This window comes from Prosthecobacter sp. (assembly GCF_014879935.1).
Lineage (GTDB): Bacteria > Verrucomicrobiota > Verrucomicrobiia > Verrucomicrobiales > Verrucomicrobiaceae > Prosthecobacter.
Genome location: NZ_JACSRD010000077.1, coordinates 1 through 4,155, shown reverse-complemented (window position 1 = coordinate 4,155; position 4,155 = coordinate 1). Strand labels below are relative to the sequence as shown.

At 60.6% G+C, this 4,155-nt stretch carries 3 protein-coding genes; all 3 read left to right on the top strand.

Annotation, left to right across the window (positions count from 1 at the left end):
- Positions 1-269 precede the first annotated feature (269 nt).
- The gene (locus IAE77_RS03930) at positions 270-1,526 is read left to right on the top strand and encodes a P-loop NTPase fold protein (protein ID WP_294222147.1); all 1,257 of its coding nucleotides are present in this window, start codon (positions 270-272) and stop codon (positions 1,524-1,526) included.
- Between the two features lie 371 nt (positions 1,527-1,897).
- The gene (locus tag IAE77_RS03925; RefSeq protein ID WP_294222144.1) at positions 1,898-2,104 is read left to right on the top strand and encodes a hypothetical protein; all 207 of its coding nucleotides are present in this window, start codon (positions 1,898-1,900) and stop codon (positions 2,102-2,104) included.
- A gap of 375 nt (positions 2,105-2,479) precedes the next feature.
- Positions 2,480-4,155 (top strand): DUF6600 domain-containing protein (locus tag IAE77_RS03920; protein ID WP_294222141.1); only part of this gene is annotated, 1,676 nt, incomplete at its 3' end.

Genomic DNA, 4,155 nt, shown 5'->3' with positions numbered 1-4,155 from the left:
CTGCCCCACCCGGATACTTTTCGGCCTGAATCGCTCTCCCAGGTCGCCCACCCGAAACAGCGAAGACCCTATTATTCAGCGCCTGGAGATATCCCAGCCGTCCTGAGGTATGGATTCATCTTTATGAATCATTTTTTCAACAACTCCGCGCGCACGGTTGGTGGGCTTCACTGGCGCATATAATTCGAGCGGGCATTGAACGACATGGAATTGGAAAGCTGTTCGGTGTTTGGTTTGCTCTTTGGGTCACTGCTTTGCCGAAAATGTGGATGGTCCATGGCCTTGATGATTATTCTCGCGCATACCTTTTTGCGTTCGACGGCTCCGTTGGAATCGGGGCCGTTGCCTTTGTTAGTCTCTTTGTGTGGAAATTTTGGACAACGAAAGATGTGCTGGAAAAGGCCTTTTTAAAGTCTCCCAATCACTCTGAGAAACTGGGACTCCAAGCTACCATTGGGACTGATTTGCGAGCGCTCCTCCAAGGGTGGATTGATGTGCCCAAGGATTGGGCTGAAAGCGCGACACGATGGCCGCTGTTTTGGCTGCTGATCGGAGTGCTTGATGCGACAATCATTATCCGCGCTGGCGGAGCGTGGGAACTCGGGATGGTGCTTGTTGGATCTGTCACGATCCCTGCGATACTGGTGAGATTTGCATTTGCGAATTCATCGCAATCTCCTAGCCGCGTATTGTTGGTTGTCGACGACCTTGACCGATGCCCGTTTGGCCATCTCCTTTCTGTGGTTGAATCAATCAAGCTTCTGATTGAGGATAAAGAGATCAGTCGCCGTGTTCGAGTGGCAGTGTTGATTGAGGAAGATGTCCTCAAGCATGCAATTTGGGACAAATACTGTCATCTGGCCGACAGTGACACCTCAAGTGCTCTCAAAACTGAGTACGATGCACCTCGAATTATTCAAGAAAACTGTGAGAAGCTCTTTACGGCGCATCTGCGGCTTGGGGCACTCACGCCTGATGATGTTGAGGAAGTTGTTAGAGCATTTGCAAATGCTAAGTCTGGAACTCCTGATGACAGGGCGGTTGGTGGTAAATCCGCGAATGTTGCCAGGCCAACCACGGTCATGGGTCTAGAAGGCGACACCTCTCATCGTAGTTCTCTGAGACAACTGCCAAGTCCCACTGTTCCTTCTTCGCAGTCAGATCACGCGACGGCTCCACATATTGGGGTGTCCCAAAAGATCACACCGGCGCAAGAAGCTCCCGAAAGTCGAATCGATAACAGACTGACTTTGAGTGGTAGCGAAAAGGAAATTCTTCGAGATGAACTGATGACTGCCAAAGCCAGTTTGAAGGCCAGTCTTGGACCACGAGCTATCCGGGCCTTCATGTTTCGGTACCAGCTTGCAAGGTTAATACTCGAGGAGCTTGGCACCCCTGTTCGTCAAAGACACGAAATCAAGGAGCTCACTCAGTTGCTGGCGCAGCAGTGTCTTTTTGGAAAAAAGGTTGTGCAAGGGGCGACGTCTCTCAAAAATATATCCTTGGTGGTCAACCAAGTGGGTTGATAGTGAACGTGGAAACTAATGGAATGGTCATGGTGGCAACATATGAAGCCAGCGACACTAGTAGGTGACTGATGGATGAATACTTCAGCGCGAAATGCACCGGATGCGAAATGACCCTTGCTCTGACTTTGAGCGCCTGCTGGTACTGATGGCGCTGGTGTCGCGCGTGCAGGCGAAGCCGAACTGTTATGGACGAGTAGAAGCAGGAAAAGGACGAGACGGGGTTGCTGTCGGAAGCCGCGCCCGGAGCAGTGGGTGCGGGATGACAGCGTATGCCGCCGCCGCGGCGTGAGTCTTCACTTAGCGTGGACGAATGTCTGCGCGTGAATGACAGCGCTTGCGAAACGGGGCGGTCGGCGGCAGTCAGGGGCATGCCGACGGAAGCCAGCTTTTTGGGAGGATTGCTCTTCGGGGCCATCGGCATGGGGGCGTTGCTGTTCGGCAAGGCGGCGGGCTCGGTGTTGAAGATGGTCCTGGGCGCGGCGCTGGTGGCCTGCGCCTACCTGATCGAGCAGGAGTGGCTGCTGTGGACCAGCGGCACGCTGCTGACGCTGCTGCTGTGGCGCTGGAAGGAATAGAAGCGTGGCTGCGGACGGAGGCGCTGAGGCTTGGGTTCGTTGCTCGCTCTTCAACCCGCTTCGCCATCCGCCTTTAAGGGATCGCTTTGCGCCGCCGGTGGCTCCCGGTTTTCACGTTCCACCTTCTGTGGGCGCTCCTGCAGCACCGACGTGCCTGCGCCCTCGGATTTGCGCGGCGTCTGGGGGCGGTCACCAAGCTCGGGGAGCCTGCGGCCCGGGGGCGACATCAATTCCCAGATCCCCTGGGTTTTCGTGCGTGTTCTCATGTACCTGAATCGGCATCCAGCGGACGGCGGCCTTGCCATCATGATCCCGGGCGAAACAATTCAAACGAGCCTGGGTGAATAGCCCGGCACGGCGCTCGTCCCAAGAGTCATGAAAACACTTGTTGTGGCGTTGACCGCCCTGCTGGTCCTGATGGCGCCGGTGCCGCCTGCGCAGGCCCAATCGTCGAACGTGGATGTCTCGATCGACTTCTTTTACGATGCGCTGCAACCCTACGGCGACTGGATCTATGTGGATGGCTACGGCTACTGCTGGGAGCCTTTCCCGGAACTGGTGGGCACGGGCTGGCAGCCGTACACCGATGGTTACTGGGCCTACACGGACGCGGGCTGGACGTGGATCACGGACGAACCCTTTGGCTGGGCGACGTATCATTACGGCCGCTGGATGCTGAACGGGGACCGCTGGTGCTGGGTGCCGGGCTATGAGTGGGCGCCGGCGTGGGTTTCCTGGCGGCAGAGCGAGGCCTACATCGGCTGGGCGCCGCTGCCACCGGAGGCGGTGTGGTCGGTGAGCATCGGCTTTGGCATCTGGACGGACAGCTACTACGACATCGGCCCGGGCTGCTACAACTTCGTGCCGTATGACAACTTCGCCTGCCGCACCTCGCTGCGGCCCTTCGTGCTGGACCGCCACCGCAACAGCCTCTTCATCGACCAGTCGGTGAACATCACGAACATCAGCTACAACCACACGGTGGTGAACCACATCTTTGTGGGCGGGCCGGACGTGAACCGCATGGACCGCTTCCGCGGCGGGCGGGTGCCACGCTTTTCCCTGCGGCGGGATGACGACGGCCTGCGCCGCGACTGGCTGAACCGCGATGGCGACCGCGATCCGCGCCACCTGTTCCGCGTGAACGGTGACCGCCTGCTGGTGGCGTCCCCCCACATCCGCCGCGATGAGCGCCCGGGCCTGCCATCCCGCGTGCGGGAACGCGTGGTGAACCCGCAGATCGACCGTGGCTGGCGCCTGGCCGGCAGCAGCGATCACGGCAACCGCTGGCATAGCCAGGGCGGGCCCGGCACACGCCCGGCGCTGCCGAGCAAGCTGCCGGAGCGTCGCCCGGTGATCGCCACCAGCACCACACCGCCACCCGCGGTCGGACGCACCCTGACCAGCAGTGAGCGCCGCAGCTTCGGTCCCCGCAACACGACGGATGGCACGCCGCGTGCGGAGCCGGTGGAAGTGCGCCGCGCCACAGCGGCCGATCAGCCGCCAGCCACGCGGCCGGGAAGTCCGTCCTCGGACCCACGCTCGCGCTTCAATCGCCCTGACGCGCTGCCGATTCCCGGCAGCCAACGGCCTGAGGTCTCCGAACGGGGGAGTGGGCCCTCGCGCACGCCCTCGGTGATGCCGGAAGGCCGCCCTCCGCTGCCTGGATCGGGCTTCCGCAGGAGTGACGACAAGAAGGACGACAAAACCGTGCGTCCAGGCATCCCATCGCCCTTCGGACCGCGCTCCGGCATTCCGCAGACCTCGCGCCCGCCGGAAACAAAGCCGGAAGTGCGTCCTGCGATGCCATCGCGCAGCGAACGTCCGACGTTCACGCCGCCCTCGCGCTCGAACGAGCCGCAGCGCCCGACATTCACACCGCCGTCGAGTTCGCGCTTCACGCCACCCTCGCGCTCGAACGAGCCGCAGCGTCCGTCCTTCACACCGCCGTCGAGTTCCCGCTTCACGCCGCCCTCGCGCACGAACGAGCCGCAGCGTCCGACGTTCACGCCGCCGTCGAGTTCGCGCTTCACGCCACCCTCGCGCTCGAA